The following is a 3,414-nucleotide window of genomic DNA, read 5'->3' on the forward strand; positions in this document are numbered from 1 at the left end:
GCTACCATGCTGGATTCACGAAATGAATCCCTCACCCGATTTGTGCAACAAAGCCAAGATCAGGTTCTTCTCGGACCGCGCAAACCTCTGGCGTTGCTTCTTGTGTTGTTCGGGTATCTTGAGGGCGTTCTCCTCCAGATAGGCCGTAAAGGCGTCTGTCACGGTAACCTGAGGGGTTTCTTTCGAGACACCGCCAAGGAGCGCACTAGCGAGGAGACCATCTTCCTCTGGCACTCCTACATATTCGCCTGATGTGGGGTCTTGGTACTTATCCACCAACTGCGCAGCGGCCTCACCGCGCCACGTGCGCTCATTGTCATCTCGCCCAGCGCTATGCGGATCAGCATCCCAGCTTTCGAGCAATGCTGCCAGCTTCTTCGATTGCTCCAAAGGGGAGAGACCAGTGACGCCAAACTTGGCCAAACTCACGAGATGTTCAATTTTCTCATGTTCAGCGCCGTAGCGCATGACTGCTTCGCTTTGGGTCTTGCCCAGTACCTTCAGAAACTCACGTTTCGTGACCAGCTTCTCAAGAGACTTGGGGACCCTGCGCCGATACTCAAAACTACCTGTTCTGTCGTTCTTCCTGAGGTATTTCACAGTCACATTCCGCATAGCCTAAACCCACATTGTGTAGCTAAGCGTGTAGTTGGAACGGATGCAATAGGGGTACTTACCCTTATACATCAACAACTTACTGTGAGAAAAATGGTGCCCCCACACGGATGTGACCCCCTTCAATTACTGTTGTTTTACAGTCGCTTACGTACACCTATTCGAGGATTTTGTGTAGTGGTTGTGTAGCGGTTTGGTTGAGGTAGCGGCTGGAGGCAGCACATATGCGCTGCCCCGATGTTCATTTACTTGGTAGCCCGACAATCAACCTAGGGCTCGTACCGAAGCAAGGTCCCCCTTAAAGGCCTGTGGGGTCCCCAGCATGCAGAACCAAGCAGGCGACCGGAAGTTTGAAAGGGCAACATTGACTATCAAAATGTTGGTTGCACACCCCACGAGCGTCCCACCAGTTCGACCTTAGCCCCCGTTGACTAGCCAGAGTAGCGAGCCGCCCAGCCTCCCCATTTGGGTACCCCTATCTTATGGGTAGCTTGCGAGGTTTGCCTAAGGAACCGCAGTGAGGCCCTCAGGCCGAACATCATTGATCATCATCATCTAGAAGTCTTCAACACCTTCAAAACTCAGGCCGCCTTCCTCGACTTCTTCGGCATCTGCTTCCTCCAGTATTGCCCGCCCAGTGGCATTCAACGCATTCCAGAAAGGATCGCTTTCAAGCAACCTGCCGGGCAATGCAGGAGACATAATCTCCAGCGCTCTAGCAAGAACATCTGGCGACTTGATGATACTTGTGACCTTTAACTCCGCGAGTTCCTTCGCAAGGCTCTGAGCCATCAGCTCTAGGGCATCAGGCCCATGATCTCGCTGGGACTTCCCCTTCCAGTCAGTACGGCACTGCTCCCATCCGGCGTCGATCATAGAGCTGGGTGACATACCCCAAGTGGCCAAAAACTCCTTTGCCTGCCGCATATTGCTTATGGTGGACTTTCCAACACCTGAACATTCACTCTGCTGCTTGATTGATCCTTCCCCCAAGCAGACCATTCGCCAAGCATTGTTGAGCATCTCAGCCTTGCTGATCTTGACCTTTTCTCGGTTGTTTAATCGACCAGCCATCCCAATGGCATCCCCAAGGGAAATGTCAGGGTGAGCCACTACAGGAACCGCCAAGGTCTTCCCTGATTGCTCTTGCTTTAAGGAATACGCAGCATGGCGGTGGTGGCCGTCGATCACAATCCAACGCTTGCCCGACCACCAAACGTGCACGGTCTCGTCAAGATTTGACCCGTCGAGGCCTCCCGCGATCTCTTTTACTCGCTCTACGTCAAGCCCGTCAGTTCTCACTTGGAAAGCAAGGGGTTCAACATGGATTGCACTCAGAGGTAGCTTTCGGCGGCTCTTTCCAGATTGGTGAGGACTCGCTTCCCTTTCAGCCCTCAGGCGCTCTATGGCGGTGCTGGGTGCTTCTGCAGGGTCACTCATCACACACGCCCCTTCGGAGCATGATACGCCCTCTTAGCGGCCTTCTCAGCGGCTTCCTTCGCCAGCGCTTCAACACGTATTTTGTCCGGGTCGTTGGAGTTGGCTGAGATCTTGTAGAACGTTACATGGCGCTCTGCAGCAAGGGAGTGAACTCTCTTCCACAGCTCACAATTCGCCACCTCCTTCCCATTCGATTTACGCCACCCCCTCTGCAGCCATCCTTCGAGATACTGCTCAAATCCGCACCTGATGTAGTCACTCTCTAGGACGATCAAAACAGATTCACCCTCAGGGACCATTTCTAGAGCGTCAATGACCGCCGTCATGTCTGCAATATTGTTCGTGGTGCTTAGGCTTTGCCGGGGTTTTTCAATCGGCTCGCCATTTGGTACGTAGAGCCAAACAGCAGCTCCACCGGGGCCGGGGTTGCCCTTGCAGCTTCCATCGGTGAAAGCCACGTATTTTCCTTCGGCCAAGGCCGTCTTCATAAGATTGTCCATTAGATTTTTCCTGCTGAGTTTGGAGTTTGATGTGCTTCCATCTTTAGGTGCAACCTTACTCGGCAGAGGTGGTTCACACTAAAACGGTAGCTACTTCTATAAGTGCAACCCTATTGATTCCCCCAACTCGCAGCGGCGCAGAAACCTAAACAAAACAAATACTAGCGGCCTAGGTTGCCTTGATGATCCGGTACACGCTGGCCCGGCCTATCCCAATGCGCTTGGCAATCTCTGTAGCTCCGACACCCTCCTTGTGCAGAGCAAACACTTCAGCGCTCTGTGCCATCGCAGTAGGTTGGCGTCCCTTGTACTTTCCTGCCGCCTTCGCTTTGGCAATGCCTTCACGCTGACGCTCTAACATGATCGCCCGCTCAAACTCAGCTACTCCGCCCAGAACGGTCAACATAAGCTTCCCCGTTGGAGTACTGGTATCAATTCCCATATCAAGGATACGCAGCGCTGCACCCTTATCTGTCAGGCTCTTTAGGACTTCCAGAAGATGCGACACAGACCTTGCAAGGCGGTCCAGTTTGGTCACCACTAAGGTATCCCCTTCCCGAACGTAGTCCAGCGCTGCCTCCAACTGTGTGCGGGCCTTCACATCCACCGAAGAAACCTGCTCTGTATACACCTTTTCACACCCGGCACCTCCCAAGTCTCTCTCCTGCGCTTCAAGCCCTGCGGATTGATCCAAGGTCGATGTACGGGCGTATCCGATAAGCATTGAGTGCCTCCAAGTGTCTCACATAGCTCTTGGAGGTCTGAATCAAATCGTCTCAAAACGCAACGGCATACTTGTATGAGCCCGCATTTCCCAAGTAACTTGACGTTTTCGCGCCTCCAACGGCCACTAATGTGT

4 protein-coding genes are annotated in these 3,414 nt (G+C 53.2%); all 4 read right to left on the bottom strand.

The window, feature by feature from the left end; all coding sequences use genetic code 11:
- Positions 1-15: 15 nt before the first annotated feature.
- The 4 genes from PH5382_RS19230 to PH5382_RS19245 all read right to left on the bottom strand — a co-directional run bounded on the left by PH5382_RS19230 (position 16) and on the right by PH5382_RS19245 (position 3,279).
- Positions 16-600, bottom strand: coding sequence for a hypothetical protein (locus tag PH5382_RS19230; protein ID WP_156414991.1), 585 nt, complete (start codon positions 598-600; stop codon positions 16-18).
- 570 nt (positions 601-1,170) lie between these two features.
- Positions 1,171-2,055 (bottom strand): hypothetical protein, encoded by an 885-nt coding sequence (locus PH5382_RS19235; protein ID WP_058335993.1) that lies wholly within the window; start codon positions 2,053-2,055, stop codon positions 1,171-1,173.
- Complete coding sequence (locus tag PH5382_RS19240) at positions 2,055-2,555, bottom strand: ribonuclease H family protein (RefSeq protein ID WP_058335994.1); 501 nt, start codon at positions 2,553-2,555, stop codon at positions 2,055-2,057. The genes PH5382_RS19235 and PH5382_RS19240 overlap by 1 nt, the downstream gene beginning before the upstream one ends.
- A gap of 169 nt (positions 2,556-2,724) precedes the next feature.
- Entirely contained in the window at positions 2,725-3,279 is a 555-nt protein-coding gene (locus tag PH5382_RS19245) for a recombinase family protein (protein ID WP_058335995.1), read from the bottom strand.
- Positions 3,280-3,414 lie beyond the last annotated feature (135 nt).

This window comes from Phaeobacter sp. CECT 5382, assembly GCF_001457775.1.
GTDB lineage: Bacteria > Pseudomonadota > Alphaproteobacteria > Rhodobacterales > Rhodobacteraceae > Pseudophaeobacter.

Excerpts from the sequence above, each read along its gene's own strand:
- PH5382_RS19235 (WP_058335993.1), bottom strand. The coding sequence starts at position 2,055 with ATGAGTGACCCTGCAGAAGCACCCAGCACCGCCATAGAGCGCCTGAGG.
- PH5382_RS19240 (WP_058335994.1), bottom strand. The coding sequence starts at position 2,555 with ATGGACAATCTTATGAAGACGGCCTTGGCCGAAGGAAAATACGTGGCT.
- PH5382_RS19245 (WP_058335995.1), bottom strand. The coding sequence starts at position 3,279 with ATGCTTATCGGATACGCCCGTACATCGACCTTGGATCAATCCGCAGGG.